Below are 15,985 nucleotides of genomic sequence, written 5' to 3' on the forward strand. Positions count from 1 at the left end.
GTGTGCTTCGGGTTCGTGGAAGCTTGCTTTCGCGGTGGTCTATTAGCACTGCCCCTGTGCGGGGCGGCAGTTACTTTCTTTGCTGCTGCAAAGAAAGTAACCAAAGAAAGCAGCTTCTCACCGCCCGCGGTCACACGCAGTTTGGCCACGCGTGCCAGCCCGCAGTGGCACTCGCCTAAGTGTCGCCCTCGAAGGACTTACCGGGCTTGGCTCGCGCACGGTCTGACAAGCTAGGTGTTTTACGGCGCTGGTTCAGCACGAAAGAGCTTCGGCACAGCGCTACGCGCTGCCGCCGGGTATGCAAGGGAAACCGTCGAAGAAGAAGCGCACGCAAACCCGATTGACCCATCGGCCGCGTAGCGGGCCGGAGCTATTTGGTGCTGAACCGGTCAGTGGAGCGGCACGAGGCGACAGACCGTGCGCGAGCCAAGCCCAGTTAGTCCTACGAGGGCGACACTTAGGCGAGGGCCACCGCGGGCTGGCAAGCATGGTCAACGTGCGTGTGACCGCGGGCTTAAACGAGCTGCTTTCTTTGGTTACTTTCTTTGCAGCAGTGTATGGACCGGAGACATGGGTAACACCTGTTCCAGGACATGGGTAACACTTCGGACGAATGGTTCGTCCGGAGTAGATCATGACCTGGGATAGCAAAGACATCATGGAACTGCGGCTTGAATTCGTGGAATTCGCCACCCGAGAAGGGGCCAATCGGCGCGCCTTGTGTCGCCAGTACGGCATCAGCGCGAAGACGGGGTACAAGTGGATCAGGCGCTTCGAGCAAGGCGACACCGCTTTGGCCGATCAGGGCCGACGGCCCGTGCATAGCCCCTCGCGTACCGATGCCGAAGTAGAGGCACGCGTGGTCGAACTGCGTCAAGCGCATCCCGCCTGGGGGGCGGCCAAGCTTGCCAGGCGCCTGAGCGATCTGGGTTGCGCTCAGACGCCTTCGCCGAGCACCGTGACGCGCATCCTGCATCGGCAAGGCCTGATCACCGCTGAGAGCAGCACCGAGGCCTTGCGCTGGCAGCGCTTTGAACACGAGCATCCCAACGATCTGTGGCAGATGGATTTCAAGGGCTATATCGAACTCGACAGTGGACGACGCTGCTTGCCGTTCACGGTGCTGGACGATCATTCGCGCTTCGATCTGGCGCTCGATGCGTGTGGCAGCACGCCCACGCGGGTCGTGCGTGAGCACTTGCGCGCGGTGTTTCGCCGTTACGGGTTGCCGCTGCGCATCAATGCGGACAACGGTCCGCCATGGGGCAGCCCTGCGCGACCCGGACAACTGACTGCGCTGGCGATCTGGCTGATCCGCCTGGGCATCCGACCTTCGTACAGCCGGCCCGGGCATCCGCAGACCAACGGTAAAGACGAACGGTTTCATCGGACGCTGAAGGCGGAACTGCTCGCGGGTCGACACTTCAAGAGCCTGAAGAGTATCCAGCAAGCCTTCGATACGTGGCGCCAGATGTACAACCACGAGCGCCCGCATCAGGCGCTGGGCATGGCCACGCCGATCTCGCGCTATCAACCCAGCCCGCGAGCGTATCCGGAGCGTCTGCCGCCGATCGAGTACGGCGACGCAGACGTGGTGCTTCGCGTGGGCATCAACGGCGAGGTGCGCTTCAAGTCGCAATGCTTCAAGGTTTCAAGTGCGCTGGCTGAGCTGCCCATCGCGTTGCGCGCCTGTAGCGAAACCGACGGCTGCTACGACGTGTACTTCGCTCATCAACGAATCGATACCATCAGCTTGAAGGGACGCGGCAAAAGGAGCTAAATGTGTTACCCATGTCCTGACACACCTGTTACCCATGTCTCCGGTCTATACACAGCAGCAAAGAAAGTGACCCCCGCCCCGGGGAGGGGCAGAGCTAATAAACCGACACGAACGCAGGATTCCACCACAGAAGCGCAAGCAAAAGAGACGAACCCCCATGCCCCCCATCAACAAATCATTAGCAAGATACCCAAGCCTGGAAGGCAAAACAGTCCTGATAACGGGCGGCGCAACCGGCATCGGCGAGGGCTTCGTCGAACATTTCTTCGATCAGGGCGCGAAAGTCGCCTTCTTCGACATCGACACTGACGCGGGCGAAGCGCTGGCCGACCGTCTGGGCGCAGCCCTGACACCAAACCAGACCCGCCCGATGTTCCTACGCGTCGACCTCACCGACATCGACGCATTGAGAAAAGGCATCGCAGACGTCCGCGCAGCATTCGGCCCAATCGGCGTGCTCGTCAACAACGCCGCCAACGACAAGCGCCATGCTATCGAGGACGTCACGCCCGAATCGTACGATGCAGCCATCGCGGTCAACATCCGCCATCAGTTCTTCGCGGCTCAGGCCGTGATCGAAGACATGAAGCGCCTGGGCGGCGGCTCCATCATCAATCTCGGCTCGATCAGCTGGATGCTCAAGCAAGGCAACTTTCCCGTCTACACGACGTCGAAATCGGCGGTGCAGGGCATGACGCGCGGCCTCGCGCGCGATCTCGGCAAGTTCGGCATCCGCGTGAATACGCTCGTGCCGGGCTGGGTGATGACCGAGAAGCAAAAGCGTCTGTGGCTCGACGAGGCCGGCAAGGAAGCGATCAAGCAGGGCCAGTGCATCGGCGGGGAACTGCTGCCCGTGCATCTCGCGCGCGCAGCGCTCTTCCTCGCTTCGGACGACAGCAGCATGATGACGGCGCAAGACATCGTCGTCGACGGAGGATGGGCCTGATGAACTCGACTCGCGCGCAGCTTCTGATCGACAGCCAATGCTCGCTCGGCGAAGGCGCCACATGGTGCGCCGCGAGCGACACGTTCTGGTGGACCGATATCGAAGGCGAGAAGCTGTGGCGCTACGATCCGCGCGACGGCGCGAGCGAATCGTTCGCGATGCCCGAGCGGCTCGGCTGCTTCACGCCCTGCGCCGATACGCGTTTTCTGCTCCTCGGCCTCGCGTCGCGGCTCGCGTTCTACGAGATCGCGACGGGTAACATCGACACCATCATGGAAGTCGAAGCCGATCTGCCGACGCGTCTCAACGATGGCCGCTGCGACCGCGAAGGGCGCTTCGTGTTCGGCACGAAGCACGATATCGACGATGCGCAGGCGATCGGCGGGTTTTATCGGCTGAACCGGGATCTGTCGCTGGAGCGCCTGCCGCTCGGCAATTGCGCGATTTCGAACAGCATCGGCTTTTCGCCCGACGGCGCGACGATGTACTACTGCGATTCGCCGACGCGCCAGATCCGCGTCTGCGACTATCCGACGTTCGCCAACGATCGCGTGTTCGTCGAGCTGACGGATGCCACGGGCGTGCCCGATGGCTCGATCGTCGATGCCGATGGCGGCCTGTGGAACGCGCAGTGGGGCGGCGCGCGCGTCGTGCGCTATGGACCCGATGGCCGCGAGACCGCGCGCATCGATGTGCCGACCGCGCAGCCGAGTTGCGCCGCGTTCGGCGGCGCGGACTTCGGCACGCTGTTCATCACGAGCGCGCGCATCGGACTCGCCGATGACGCGCTGAAAAGCGATGCGCACGCAGGCGGCGTGTTCGTCGCGACACCCGGCGCGCGTGGCATCGCCGAAGCAGTATTTGCAGGCAAGGCGTAACGAAAAATAGCGAGGCGGCGCGCGACCGACGCGCCGCCCGGCACACCCCGGCGACGCCGGGTTCTTCGCCTCTCGATGGAGCACGAGTCATGGCTGTTGCGCGCACAGAGCAAAGACCGAATCCTGCATCGAAGTCCAAGGCACAGGCGAACGCGCGGCGTTCGAGGCTCGCCGCCGCAACCGAACCACCGATCCGCCCCGGCCCCGGCACCGCGATGGTCGCAATGGGCGGCCGCGATGTCGATGGCTGCATCACGCTCGCCAACGCGCATCTGCGGCTCGAACTCGCGCCGTCGCTCGGCGGCGGGATCACGCGTTTCGACTGGCGCCATCAGGGCACGCTGGTGCCGATCTTCCGGCCGTGCGTCGATCCCGGTCCGGACACGGACCCGAATCAGCTCGCGTGCTATCCGCTTCTGCCGTACTCGAACCGTATCGGCAATGGGCACTTTCAGTTTTCAGGACGATCGATCGACGTGCCGTGCAACCGCGCCGGCGAACCGCTGCCGTTACATGGCGATGGCTGGCTCGGCGCGTGGGAGGTCGCGGAGGAAACGTCCGCGCGCGTGCGTCTCACGCTCGATCGCAGCGACGGCAAGCCGTATGCCTTTCGCGCCTCGCAGACTTACACGCTCGACGAAGCCACGCTCGCCGTGACGCTCGACGTGGAAAATACCGGCGACGAAGCGCTGCCGTTCGGCCTCGGGCTGCATCCGTTCCTGATGCGCGAGGCGGACACGGAGTTGTCCGCGGCGGCAGGCGGCGTGTGGCTCTGCGGCGACGACTGGCTGCCGGTGCGCCACGTGCCCGCGCCGCCCGCGTGGCAATTCGGCGTCGCGTATCCGATGCCGTCGGAGATGGTCAACAACGCGTTCACCGGCTGGAGCGGCCGCACGAGCGTGCTGTGGCCGAAGCGCCGCCTGTCGCTCACGATCGCCGCGGACACCGATTACTACGTGCTGTATGCGCCGCCCGGCGAGAGCTTTTTCTGCTTCGAGCCGGTCGATCATCCGATCAACGCGGTGAATCTGCCCGGCGGCGGCGAAGCGCACGGGATGACCGTGCTCGAACCGGGCGAGCGGCTGTCGCGCGAGTTTCGGTTCACCGTCGAGCGCACCGGGGAAGCGGCGCGGCGCTCGAGGCCGCGCACGCGAGCCGGAGCGAAGGCGCGGGCGCGGGACGCTGCGCGCTGATCGCAAAAGGGAAGCGATGCCGCGCACGTTAAAATGCGTGGCATCGACGTTCAACAAAATCCCGCCATGTCCTTCATCCAGACCCTCAACGCCGCGTGGTCGCGGACGCAATCGCTTCTTTGCGTCGGCCTCGACCCGGAACCCGCCAAATTTCCCGGCGCCCTGAACGGACGCGCCGACGCGATCTTCGAGTTCTGCAAGACCATCGTCGATGCGACTGCGCCGTATGCGTCGTCGTTCAAGCCGCAGATCGCGTACTTCGCGGCGCATCGCGCGGAAGATCAGCTCGAAGCGCTGATCGCGCACATCCACGAGAAGCACGCCGGCATTCCGGTGATTCTGGATGCGAAGCGCGGCGATATCGGCAGCACGGCCGAGCAGTACGCGAAGGAAGCGTTCGAGCGCTACGACGCGGATGCCGTGACGGTCAATCCGTACATGGGCTTCGATTCGATCGAGCCGTATCTCGCGCATGAAGGCCGCGGCGTGATCGTGCTGTGCCGCACGTCGAATCCGGGCGGCTCGGATCTTCAATTCCTCACCACCGATGGCAAGCCGCTGTATCAGGTCGTCGCGACGCTCGCGGCGGAAAAGTGGAACGCGAGCGGCCAGCTCGGGCTGGTCGTCGGCGCGACGTTTCCGAAGGAAATCGAAACGGTGCGCGGGATCGTCGGCGATATGCCCTTGCTGATTCCGGGCATCGGCGCGCAAGGCGGCGATGTCGAAGCGACCGTGCGCGCGGGCCGCACCGCGAGCGGCGCGGGCATGCTGATCAACTCGTCGCGCGCGATCATCTACGCGGGCAAGGACGACGACTACGCGCAAGCCGCCGCCGAAGCGGCGAAGAAGACACGCGACACGATCAACGCCTACCGCTGAGCGCCGGTTCAGGCATCGGGAATCGGCGCGAGCAGCGCGTCGATGTCCTCGGCTGAGAACTTCTCCACGGCGCGCGCGTCCTCGGACAGGATGCCCGCCGCGAGCGCTGCCTTGCGTTCCTGCATCGACAATATCTTTTCTTCGATGCTGCCGGTCGCGACGAGCTTGTACACGAACACCGGCTTGTCCTGCCCGATGCGATGCGCGCGATCCGTCGCCTGATTCTCGGCGGCAGGATTCCACCACGGATCGTAGTGGATCACGGTATCGGCGGCGGTCAGGTTCAGTCCGACGCCGCCTGCCTTCAGGCTGATCAGGAAAATCGGCGCCTCGCCCGCCTGAAAGCGCTGCACGGGCGTCTTGCGATCGGCGGTCTCGCCGGTCAGCGTGACGTACGTGAGCCCGGCTTCATCGAGCGCCGTGGCGATGATCGCGAGCATGCCCGTGAATTGCGAGAACACGAGCACGCGCCGGCCTTCCTCGATGAGATTCGGCAGCATCTCGAGCAAAAGCGCGAGCTTGGCCGATTCCTGCGTCTTCTTCGCGCCCGGCAGCTTGACGAGCGACGGATCGCAGCACACTTGCCGCAGCTTCAGGAGCGCGTCGAGCATCAGGATATGGCTGCGCGCGAAACCCTGCTTCTCGATGGCGTCCCGCACTTTCTTCTGCATCGCCGCGCGCACGGTTTCATAGAGATCGCGCTGCGCGCCCTCCAGTTCGACGCTGCGCACGATCGTGGTCTTCAGCGGCAGTTCGGTGGCGACATCGTCCTTGCGGCGACGAAGCACGAATGGGCGAATCCGGCGCGCGAGCAGGTCGCGGCGCGTCGGGTCGTTGTACTTCTCGATCGGTTTGCGCCAGCGAGCCGCGAAGTCCTTTTGCGTGCCGAGAAAACCGGGCAGCAGGAAATCGAATTGCGACCAGAGCTCGCCCAGATGATTTTCGAGCGGCGTGCCGGTAAGACACAGGCGATGCCGCGCGCGCAATGTGCGGATCACGCCCGCCGCCTTGCTCGAAGCGTTCTTCACGTACTGCGCTTCGTCGAGTATCAACAGGTGATAGTCGTGCGCGGACAGCGCCTCGTGATCGCGCCAGACGAGCGGATACGTCGTGACGATGAGATCGTGCTCCGCGATGCTCGCGAACCGTTCGTGCCGCTGCGGCCCGTGCAGATCGAGCACCTTGAGTCCGGGCGCGAAACGCCGTGCTTCTTCCTGCCAGTTGTTGACGAGCGTGGTCGGGACGACGATGAGCGCCGGCTGCGTAAGCCGACCGGCTTCCTTTTCGACGAGGATGTGCGCGAGCGTCTGCACCGTCTTGCCGAGGCCCATGTCGTCGGCGAGCACGCCGGCGAGTTCGTGCTCGCGCAGGAACTGCATCCAGTCGACGCCCTCGCGCTGATAATCGCGCAGCGTCGCTTGCAGGCCGCGCGGCACGTCGATCCGGCGCGGGCCAGCGGCTTTGCGCAGCCGTTGCACGAGTCCGACCATCGATGTATCGCCGTCGAATTGCCAGCGCACTTTTTCATCGGCGTCGGTGAGACGGCCGGCTTCGAGCGCCGAGATACGCAGCGGCGTATCCGCGTTGAAGTCGGCGCGGTCGAACAGATCGATCAGCGCGCGCACGAGCGGCTTGATCCGCGCGGCGCGCACGCTGAAGCGCCTGCCCGCATGCGTGCGGAATTCGACGGCGTGCGCATCGTCGATCTTGTCGATCGCGCCGCCGAGCCAGCGGCGGTCGCGGGCGAAGAGTTCCGCGAGAAGCGGTTCGAGCCGAACGCGTTCCGCCTCGACCATGATGCCCAGTTCGAGATCGAACCAGCCGTTCTCGGCGGCGCGCGCGGCCGCCTCGATCTCGTCGATCTCGACGACATCGAAACGCGAATTTGGCACGATGACGACGCGCCAGCCCGCCTTGCGCATTGCAGGCAACTGTTCCGCGATGAACGCAGTCCATGCGTCGCGCGCGGGCATGATGAAGCCGCCGGCGTCGGGCGAATCGTCGTGAAGGTCTTGCACGCCACCAATGGACTTCAGCCCAGCCTTGGCCAGACGATTCCAGCACGCGTTCTCGAAATCGTCCCGGCGCGCGAGGCGAACGCGCTGGCCGTCCGGCAGCCGCAGGATCGTCTCGGAACTGTGCGCTGAAATCGTGATGCCGTCGTAGTCGAAATCCAGTCGGGCGATGTCGAGTTCCGCCGGCGGCGTATTCAGCCTGCGAGGCGCGTCGAGCAGAAGCGTGTCGAGCGTGAGCACGGGCACCGGCGCGACGTCGATCATGCGGGTTCCCGTGTCGCCGTCGCCGGGCGGCGCGGGCAGCTCAGGCGCGAATTCGGCGAGCGTCGCGCGCACGATGTTCGCTTCCTCGAGCGTCAGCATCGGCATCGCCAGATAGTCGGCGAGCAGTTCATCGGGAATCTGCGTTTCGACGAGTCCGCTTTCCTTCGCGATGCCGTCGAAATACCACGGCGGTTCGGTCGGCAGCACGATGCCGCCTTCCGGCTCGGTTTCGAGCGCCGCGAAAATCATGTCGTCGTGGCGCGGAATCCATTCGACGGTCCCGCGGCGGCGCGCGCCTTCGCGCAAGGGCTGTTTCAACTGCAGGGCATTCGCGTTCGACTCGAAGTAGAGACGGCCCGTTGCGAGCATCATCTGCCAGACCACCGCGCCGCGCTTGCCGAGTAGTTCGTAGCAGTTGCTCGAAAAGCCGCGCTCGGTTCTGAGCGCACGAATGATCGCTTCGTCTTCCGCGTTCACGAATTTCGGCGGGCTTTTCCAGGCGGCATAGTTCGGGTACCAGCTTTCTGTCGCGCGAATCTCACCATTGACGTTGAGCCGCGCCTTGAGCGTCACCAGTTCGAAACCGAAGCTACCGCGCAGGGACGGCACGAGCGCGTAGACAATCTGATACACCGCGCCGGTTGCGGGCCGCGCCGCTTTCGCCTGCGCCAGCCGCGTCGCCTCGACCTTGGCGCGAACGCCCGACAGCCACCGCTCGACGCCCGGGCTCAAGCCGCTTCGCTCAGCGGCTTCCTTTCGCTCCAGCCAGGCGAGCAACGTCGCCGCGATATGCTTGCACTCGTATCCGACCGGGCAGGAGCAGTAGCCGTACGGCCGGCTCTTCCTCAATTCGATCTCTACCTGGTACGGCTCCGGTTGCGTCCCCTGTACTTCCGCTTGCAGGACGTTCCCCATCAAGACGATATCGCCGACATCGCGGACGTAGCCGAGCGCCTTGCCGATGGTCTTCGGGCCCATCCAGCGGGCCACCTGATCTCTGGTGTATGTGGCCGGATCGGCCATCTCGCTGTTTGATTCTGTCATGCGATGTCGCTGCGTTTCACCGTTCGTTCCGATCCAGAAACTCCAGCAGCTTGCGCAGCGCATGCGCCGCCGCCTGCGCGCGCACCTGTTCGCGATCGCCCTTGAACAGTTGCGTTTCGACGCCGGTGTCCAGCCGGTTGCTCCACGCGAACGACACCGTGCCCACCGGCTTCGCTTCGCTTCCTCCCGCCGGACCCGCGACGCCGGTGATCGCGACCGACACCTGCGCGCGGCTGTTGCGCAGCGCGCCTTCGGCCATCGCTTTCGCGACGGGCTCGCTCACCGCGCCGTGCTGCTCGATCAACGCGGCCGGCACGCCGATCATCTCGACCTTCGCGAGATTCGAATAGGTGACGAAGCCGCGCTCGAACCACGCGCTGCTGCCGGAAATATCGGTGATGGCGGTCGCGACCATGCCGCCCGTGCACGACTCGGCGGTGGCGAGCATCAGCCGTTCGTCGCGCAGCTTGTTGCCGACGCGAATCGCAAGTTGGTGAACGACGGTGTCGGTTGGCATGGCGGTCTTCTCGAAAAATTGAAATATCAGGCGGTCATGCGCCAGAGCGCGATCACGAGCAGCGTAAAGAACGCCGCGACGAGGTCATCGAACATGATGCCGAAACCGCCTTTCAAATGGCGGTCGAAATAGCGGATGGGCGGCGGCTTCACCATGTCGAAGAAACGGAACACGATGAACGCCCACAACTGACCGGTGAAGGTCGCGGGCGTGACGAGCAGCAGCACAAGCCAGAACGCGACGATCTCATCCCACACCACCGGCGACGGGTCCGCGATACCCATCTTCTTCGCGGTGAAGCCGGTGAACCAGCATCCGGCGATGAAACCGGCGACGATCAGCGCGCCCCACTCGGCGACCGTCAGATGCGGATTGAACACGACGAACGACACCCACGCGAACAGCGTGCCGACCGTTCCGGGCGCGATGGGAGACAGGCCGCTGCCGAAGCCGAGCGAAAGAATATGAAGCGGATGGGTGAGCATGAAGCGCGCGCTCGCCTTGCGCGGCGCGGCGCGCGGCGGGTTGCGCGAATCGTTCGATTCGCCCGCGAGTGTCGGGTCAGTCTGCATGAAAATGATCGAAGCCTTGCAACGTCAGAGAGAGCGGGGCGCCCGAGGCATCGCGCCAGGCGATAGACGCGATACCCGGCGCACCGGATGATTCGATTGTACCGATGCGGGTCAGCGGCACTTTCACGCTCGTCGCGATATTCGCGAGCGCGTCGCGCGCATCGACGGGCGCGGTGAAGCAGAGCTCGTAGTCGTCGCCGCCCGCGAGCGTGCAGGCGCGGCGCGCGGCGTCGGGCAGCGCGCGCACGGCGTCCGAGCACGGCACGGCATCGGCATCGACGACGGCGCGAACGCCCGAGCGCTTCAGGATGTGCATGAGATCGCCGGCGAGGCCATCGGAGATATCGAGCGCCGCGTGCGCCACGCCGCGCAACGCGAGGCCCAGCGCCACGCGCGGCTCGGGCCGCTCCAGCGCGCGCTTCCAGTCCGCGGCGGCGTCGTCATCGGGCGCGCGCCATTCGCCGCGAATCGCGCCGAGTCCCGCGCGCGCATCGCCCAATGTGCCCGACACCCAGATGTCGTCGCCGGGCCGTGCGGCGTCGCGGCGCAATGCCGCGCCATGCGGCACGTCGCCGAACACGGTGATGCAGAGGTTGAGCGGACCGCTCGTCGTATCGCCGCCGATGAGCGCGCAGTCGTGCCGCTCCGCGAGCGCGAAGAGGCCGTTGCTGAACGCTTCGAGCCATGCTTCATCGGCGCGCGGCAACGCGAGCGCGAGCGTGAATGCGTGCGGCTTCGCGCCCATCGCGGCGAGGTCCGACAGATTCACCGCGAGCGCCTTGTGGCCGAGCGCGTATGGATCGACATCGGCAAAGAAGTGGCGGCCTTCGACCAGCATGTCCGTCGAAATGGCGAGCTGATGGCCGGCGGGCGGCGCGATGAGCGCGCAGTCGTCGCCGATGCCGAGCGGCGTCGCGGCCTCGTCGTCATGACGTGGCGAGGGCGCCGTCGCGCGGCGTGCGAAGAATCGGTCGATCAGTGAAAACTCGGAGAGCATCGTCGGCGATGAATAGGTTTTTTGTGCGCTGCAAGAGAAAAGCGCAGGACGTGCAGGAAAGCCCGAAAGCCTTCGTCCTGCATCTCGAAAAAATCGAACGATGTGCCGCGAGCCTTGCCCCGCGAGGCGATCAGACCTTTTCCGGTCATGGCACTTGTAGCCGAAATGCATGGAGCGCGGTCCGAAACCGTCTCTGAATGGCGCTACAATGCGTTCGAACTTCCATTCTAAATCCCGCACTGCTAGCCCGCCTTATGACGACTGACGCCAATACCAAGTTGCGCGAAGCTGCACTCGACTATCACGAATTCCCGGTCCCCGGAAAGATCGCGATCGCGCCCACCAAGCAGATGATCAACCAGCGCGACCTCGCGCTGGCCTATTCGCCGGGCGTCGCGTTCGCGTGTGAAGCGATCGTTGAAGATCCGCTGAACGCCGCGCGGTTCACCGCGCGCAGCAACCTCGTGGGCGTCGTGTCGAACGGCACGGCCGTGCTGGGTCTCGGCAACATCGGGCCGCTCGCGTCGAAGCCGGTGATGGAAGGCAAAGCCGTGCTCTTCAAGAAGTTCGCGGGCATCGACGTGTTCGATATCGAGCTGAACGAAAGCGATCCGCACAAGCTCGTCGATGTGATCGCCGCGCTCGAACCGACCTTCGGCGGCATCAATCTGGAAGACATCAAGGCGCCGGACTGCTTCATCGTCGAGCGGGAATGCCGCAAGCGCATGAAGATTCCCGTGTTCCACGACGACCAGCACGGCACCGCGATCGTCGTCGCGGCGGCGGTCACCAATGGTCTGAAGGTGGTCGGCAAGAACATCGGCGAAGTGAAGCTCGTCGCCTCGGGCGCGGGCGCGGCGGCGCTGGCGTGCCTGAATCTGCTCGTCGATCTCGGCATGAAGCGCGAGAACATCTACGTGACCGACCTTGCCGGCGTGGTCTACAAGGGCCGTGCCGAGCTCATGGACCCGGACAAGGAACTGTTCGCCCGCGAAACCAGCGCGCGCACGCTCGCCGAAGTGATGGAAGGCGCCGACGTGTTCCTCGGTCTCTCGGCTGGCGGCGTGCTCAAGCAGGACATGGTCAAGCAGATGGCCGCGAAGCCGCTGATTCTCGCGCTCGCCAATCCGACGCCGGAAATCCTGCCTGAACTCGCGCTCGAAGTGCGTCCGGACGCGGTGCTGGCCACCGGCCGCACGGATTATCCGAACCAGGTCAACAACGTTCTGTGCTTCCCGTTCATTTTCCGCGGCGCGCTCGATGTCGGCGCGACTGTGATCACGAAGGAAATGGAAATCGCGGCGGTGAACGCGATCGCGGAACTCGCGCGGCAGGAGCAGAGCGATATCGTCGCGACGGCTTACGGCATTCAGGATTTGTCGTTCGGTCCGGAATATCTGATTCCGAAGCCTTTCGATCCGCGCCTCATCGTGAAGATCGCGCCGGCGGTGGCGAAGGCCGCGATGGATTGCGGCGTGGCGACGCGTCCCATCGAGGACATGGAAGCCTACGAGCAGCATCTGCAGCAGTTCGTCTATCACAGCGGCACGACGATGAAGCCCGTGTTCCAGCTCGCGCGCAGCGTGGAGTCGGAGAAGAAGCGCATCGTGTTCGCGGAAGGCGAGGAGGAGCGCGTGCTGCGCGCGGTGCAGATCGCCGTCGATGAAAAGATCGCCAAGCCGATACTCATCGGCCGGCCGGCGGTCATCGAGCAGCGCATCCAGAAGTTCGGGCTGCGTCTTGCGCCGGGCGTCGATTTCTCGGTCGTCGATACGGATCACGACGAGCGTTATCGCGACTTCTGGCAGTCGTACGCGAAGATGATGGCGCGAAAGGGCATCAGCCAGCAGATGGCGAAGCTCGAAATGCGCCGCCGCACGACGCTCATCGGCGCGATGCTGGTGCAAAAGGGCGAAGCCGACGGCATGATCTGCGGCACGGTGAGCACGACGCATCGTCATCTGCACTTCATCGATCAGGTCATCGGCAAGAAGGAAGGCGCGAAGGTCTACGCGGCGATGAACGCGCTGGTGTTGCCGGGCCGCCAGATTTTCCTGGTCGACACGCACGTGAACGTCGATCCGACGCCCGAGCAGCTCGCCGAAATCACGATGCTTGCGGCGGAAGAAGTGAAGCGCTTCGGCATCGTGCCGAAGATCGCGCTGTTGTCGCATTCGAACTTCGGCACGAGCAACGCGCCGACCGCGCAGAAGATGCGCGACGTGCTCGCGATCCTGAAGGAGCGCGCGCCCGATCTCGATGTGGACGGCGAAATGCACGGCGACGTCGCGCTCGATGCGCGTCTGCGTAAGGAAGTGCTGCCCGAATCGACGCTCGAAGGCGACGCGAACCTGCTGATCCTGCCGAACATCGACGCGGCGAATATCTCGTACAACCTGCTGAAGACGGCGGCGGGAAGCGGCATCGCGATCGGGCCGATCCTGCTCGGCGCGGCGAAGCCGGTTCACGTGCTGACGTCGTCGGCGACCGTGCGGCGGATCGTCAATATGACGGCGTTGCTGGTGGCGGATGCGTCGGCGGCGCGCTGATCGGAGCTTGGGTAAGAGATGAAACGCGGCGGGCTTGCCCGCCGCGTTTTTTTGTCTGGGCGAAAAAGAAGCGTGCCGTGTGTCCACGGCACGCCCGAGAAAAAGCAAAAGGGGGTATCTGCTTTAACCCGCGAAACGCGGGATCGTCGGCGGAGCGCAATGCCGTGAAGCTGGCGATGAGTGAGGCGGCTCATCCAGAGGCTTCAAGATCCCACGAACAAAGTATTATCCTGTTTAAGATAAAAATCTCTCAGAATTGGGCTAAATTGTCGAATGGCAGGTCGACCGGAAATGGCAGGCTTCCGCCAAACTGAGAAAAAAATTCCGATTTTCCGCCCAACGTTGCTTCGCCCTGTCATTAGCGATACCCTTACATCTTTCATGGTCGCCGGATTCTGGTGCAACGGGAGGGCAGCCGTTTGGTGACACGCGCGCGAGGACTCTCCTTTTTCGTCGCTCTGAGCGTCCTTCTGGGAGCGTGCGGCAAGGATGAACCTCGAAGCGGCGGTCAGGAACCGGTTGCGTCCACGAGTACGGCGCCGGTTTCGCCGGCAGAGCCGGTCCGGGAGGCGCAGGTACGGCAACCGGACGCGACCGGCGAGCGCAAGCGTGACGGACTGGCCACCGTCCAGATTGCGCAGTTGCCGAGGCAGGCGGTCGCGACCTTGCGGCTGATCGAAACGGGTGGCCCATTCCCTTACGAGAAGGACGGCGTCGTGTTCGGCAATCGCGAGCGTTTGCTTCCGCGGCATCCACGCGGCTACTACCACGAATACACGGTTCCCACGCCTCGCGCGAGGGATCGCGGCGCGCGCCGGATCGTGTGCGGCGGCCCGAAGAAGCAGGTCGATGACTGCTACTACACAGACGACCACTACGCCACTTTCAAACGGATTGCGGATTAACTACAGGATTTACGGCATGAGCGACAACATCTACGCGCACGACCACAGCGTCGCGAGTGATCTTTTCGCCACCGGCGATGGCAACCTGTTTCAGCGAGTACTGCGGCTACGCATGACAGAACACGACAACAGACCGGACGACGAGACAAGGCCTGAGGAGGGCCATCCGCACGAGGATCCGGAAACGATGTTCGCCACGGTGAGGCCGAATATCGTTCAGTCGATTCGCGCGTTCCGCGTGCAGGATCTCGCGGACGAGGCGAACCGCCTCGGCCAGCATTTCCTCTACGCGTATCTCGGGCAGGCGCAGAGCAAGCAGGAAGTGCTGGAGACCATCGCCACGTCGTTTCTGTTTCCGAAGCACTTTGGCAAGAACTACGACGCGCTCTACGATTCGCTCACCGATCTCGTCCACAAGGCGGGCTCGCAACCGGGTTTCGTGATCGTGCTCGAACAACTGCCTATCGCGCAGAAGTTCGATAAGGAAGGCCGCGAAGTCCTGCTCGACGTCTTCCGCGACGCGGCGGAATTCTGGGCCGAAAGGAAAGTGGCTTTCCGCGTTTTCTACTCGTTCGTCTGATCAGCGCGGCCGGCGCGAACGCGCCGGTCGAGACAAGCAACAGCCCGATGGACGCGGCGACGCGCGTCCATCGGGCTGTTTTCGTTTGTGTGCGCCGGGCGGATCACCATCCGCCCCAACGCGCGGCCAGCGCCGCGAGCACCGCGATGCCCGCCGTTTCAGTGCGCAGCACGCGCGGGCCGAGTCCGAGCGCGGAGAATCCCGCATCGATGATCGCGCTTTCTTCACCGGGCGAGAAACCCGCTTCCGGTCCGATCAGTAACGTGACGGGGCCGCGCGGCGCATCGGCCGACAGCGAGGCGAAGCTCACGTCGGCGCGCGGCGAGAGCAGCAGGCGCAGTTCGCCATCGATGGCGGCGGGGAGATCGGCGAGCCAGGCGTGGAGATCGCGTGGCGGCGCGACATCGGGCACGCGGTTGCGTCCGCACTGCTCGCATGCCGCGCGCGTAAGCGCCTGCCAGTGAGCCTGGCGCTTGAGCGCGCGTTCGCCGGATAGGCGCACGACACCGCGTTCGGCGGTGATCGGCGCGATGGTCGCCACGCCCAGTTCCACCGCCTTCTCGATGAGCCAGTCCATCTTGTCGCCGCCTGCGACACCCTGCGCGAGCGTCAGGCGATACGGCGGCTCGGCTTCGCGATCGCTGTGTTCGTCGATGCGCGCGGTCGCGGCGCGCTTCGCGATATCGATCAGCTCGCCGCGATATTCACCGCCGCGTCCGTCGAAGAGCGTGACGGGATCGCCGGTTTGCAGGCGCAGCACCTGCACGTGACGCACGACGTCATCGGGAAGAGAGAGGGTTTGGCCCACGAAGAGCGGACCGTCGACATGAAAACGTGGCATGAATGGTCGATCGCGAACGTTCTGT

Annotated in this window: 13 protein-coding genes; 8 read left to right on the forward strand and 5 right to left on the reverse strand. The window is 64.4% G+C overall.

Going from position 1 to position 15,985, the window contains the following annotated elements:
* The first annotated feature begins 634 nt into the window (after positions 1-634).
* The 5 genes from ACEN42_RS03015 to pyrF all read left to right on the forward strand — a co-directional run bounded on the left by ACEN42_RS03015 (position 635) and on the right by pyrF (position 5,676).
* Positions 635-1,780 (forward strand): IS481 family transposase, encoded by a 1,146-nt coding sequence (locus ACEN42_RS03015; protein ID WP_371880587.1) that lies wholly within the window; start codon positions 635-637, stop codon positions 1,778-1,780.
* A gap of 157 nt (positions 1,781-1,937) precedes the next feature.
* Entirely contained in the window at positions 1,938-2,726 is a 789-nt protein-coding gene (locus tag ACEN42_RS03020) for an SDR family NAD(P)-dependent oxidoreductase (protein WP_371880588.1), read from the forward strand.
* Positions 2,717-3,604, forward strand: coding sequence for an SMP-30/gluconolactonase/LRE family protein (locus tag ACEN42_RS03025; protein WP_371880589.1), 888 nt, complete (start codon positions 2,717-2,719; stop codon positions 3,602-3,604). The genes ACEN42_RS03020 and ACEN42_RS03025 overlap by 10 nt, the downstream gene beginning before the upstream one ends.
* Before the next feature lie 89 nt (positions 3,605-3,693).
* Positions 3,694-4,797 carry an aldose 1-epimerase gene (locus ACEN42_RS03030; RefSeq protein ID WP_371880590.1) on the forward strand — a complete coding sequence of 368 codons (1,104 nt, stop codon included), beginning with the start codon at positions 3,694-3,696 and terminating at the stop codon, positions 4,795-4,797.
* 66 nt (positions 4,798-4,863) lie between these two features.
* Positions 4,864-5,676 carry an orotidine-5'-phosphate decarboxylase gene (pyrF, locus tag ACEN42_RS03035; RefSeq protein WP_371880591.1) on the forward strand — a complete coding sequence of 271 codons (813 nt, stop codon included), beginning with the start codon at positions 4,864-4,866 and terminating at the stop codon, positions 5,674-5,676.
* Positions 5,677-5,684: 8 nt separating this feature from the next.
* Here the strand turns inward: pyrF and ACEN42_RS03040 are convergent, their stop codons facing one another.
* The 4 genes from ACEN42_RS03040 to thiL are packed head-to-tail and all read right to left on the reverse strand — an operon-like array spanning position 5,685 to position 11,085.
* Entirely contained in the window at positions 5,685-8,978 is a 3,294-nt protein-coding gene (locus ACEN42_RS03040) for an SNF2-related protein (protein ID WP_371881054.1), read from the reverse strand.
* Positions 8,979-9,015: 37 nt separating this feature from the next.
* Positions 9,016-9,516, reverse strand: a complete 501-nt coding sequence (locus ACEN42_RS03045; protein ID WP_187606058.1) for a CinA family protein — start codon at positions 9,514-9,516, stop codon at positions 9,016-9,018.
* 26 nt (positions 9,517-9,542) lie between these two features.
* Entirely contained in the window at positions 9,543-10,088 is a 546-nt protein-coding gene (locus ACEN42_RS03050; RefSeq protein ID WP_187606057.1) for a phosphatidylglycerophosphatase A, read from the reverse strand.
* Complete coding sequence (gene thiL, locus ACEN42_RS03055) at positions 10,078-11,085, reverse strand: thiamine-phosphate kinase (RefSeq protein WP_371880592.1); 1,008 nt, start codon at positions 11,083-11,085, stop codon at positions 10,078-10,080. The genes ACEN42_RS03050 and thiL overlap by 11 nt, the downstream gene beginning before the upstream one ends.
* A 254-nt stretch (positions 11,086-11,339) precedes the next feature.
* Between thiL and ACEN42_RS03060 the strand changes: the two genes are divergently transcribed.
* The 3 genes from ACEN42_RS03060 to ACEN42_RS03070 all read left to right on the forward strand — a co-directional run bounded on the left by ACEN42_RS03060 (position 11,340) and on the right by ACEN42_RS03070 (position 15,119).
* Positions 11,340-13,634, forward strand: a complete 2,295-nt coding sequence (locus ACEN42_RS03060) for an NADP-dependent malic enzyme (protein WP_187606055.1) — start codon at positions 11,340-11,342, stop codon at positions 13,632-13,634.
* 422 nt (positions 13,635-14,056) lie between these two features.
* Positions 14,057-14,539: a ribonuclease gene (locus tag ACEN42_RS03065; protein ID WP_238288601.1), complete on the forward strand. Its 483-nt coding sequence runs from the start codon at positions 14,057-14,059 to the stop codon at positions 14,537-14,539.
* Between the two features lie 16 nt (positions 14,540-14,555).
* A complete protein-coding gene (locus ACEN42_RS03070) occupies positions 14,556-15,119 on the forward strand; it encodes a barstar family protein (protein ID WP_187606053.1) in 564 nt (187 codons plus the stop codon).
* A gap of 103 nt (positions 15,120-15,222) precedes the next feature.
* Here ACEN42_RS03070 and ACEN42_RS03075 read toward each other — a convergent pair whose 3' ends face one another.
* Positions 15,223-15,960: a 16S rRNA (uracil(1498)-N(3))-methyltransferase gene (locus tag ACEN42_RS03075; RefSeq protein WP_371880593.1), complete on the reverse strand. Its 738-nt coding sequence runs from the start codon at positions 15,958-15,960 to the stop codon at positions 15,223-15,225.
* Positions 15,961-15,985: the final 25 nt, after the last annotated feature.

Source organism: Caballeronia sp. S22 (assembly GCF_964261745.1).
GTDB lineage: Bacteria > Pseudomonadota > Gammaproteobacteria > Burkholderiales > Burkholderiaceae > Caballeronia > Caballeronia jiangsuensis.